Below are 680 nucleotides of genomic sequence, written 5' to 3' on the forward strand. Positions count from 1 at the left end.
TGCACTTTTAGATTTTAACTTAGAAAGAGGACAGATAATGGTTGTTTCCAGTAATAATTCTGAGTTTGAAGTAAAAGGCAAAACATTAATCCCCATTAAGCCAATTAAGATCTATGAAAATATGGATAAAAAACTGAAATAAACTGCTAACAAATTGTTTTAAACAATTTAGAGGTTAAACAAGAAGACATAGTCTGGTTTATGGCCATACCTAAAGCAAAAAAATATTAAGAAATTAGAAATGAATAAAATAATAATACTATTAGTGATAACATTCATATCAATAGTAACATTAACCAGTTGCAACAGTGAAAGACCTTTAGAAAAAGCATTAAAAGATATAGAAGAAAATCACCCTCAAACCATAAAACTCTCTGATTATACCAATTTTAAATGGGATGAAGTTTGGTTAATCAGTGGCAGTATTAGTGGACTTTATATTACATTAATGCAGGAACAAAATATTGATGTCAAAAAAGTAGAATTTTCTGATGAGAATCCTGACTTTGGAATAGCTCAACATCTTTCTAATACAGTTGTATACGTATATAATAAAAAAGTTGTCTATTACGAATTTCCTCCGGATAACAGGGATAGGGAGTTTTCTCTTTTAGGTTTTGTAGAACCATATGCACTTTTAGATTTTAACTTAGAAAGAGGACAGATAATGGTTGTTTCCA

General features: G+C 29.1%; 1 protein-coding gene. It reads left to right on the forward strand.

Annotated features, from left to right (window positions below):
• Nucleotides 1–241: 241 nt before the first annotated feature.
• Nucleotides 242–680, forward strand: a 439-nt coding sequence (locus J3U16_RS12030) for a hypothetical protein (protein ID WP_267331143.1), incomplete at its 3' end; no start/stop codon positions are given.

The sequence above is a fragment of the Gilliamella sp. B3023 genome, assembly GCF_026536845.1.
Taxonomy (GTDB): Bacteria; Pseudomonadota; Gammaproteobacteria; order Enterobacterales; family Orbaceae; genus Gilliamella; species Gilliamella apicola_E.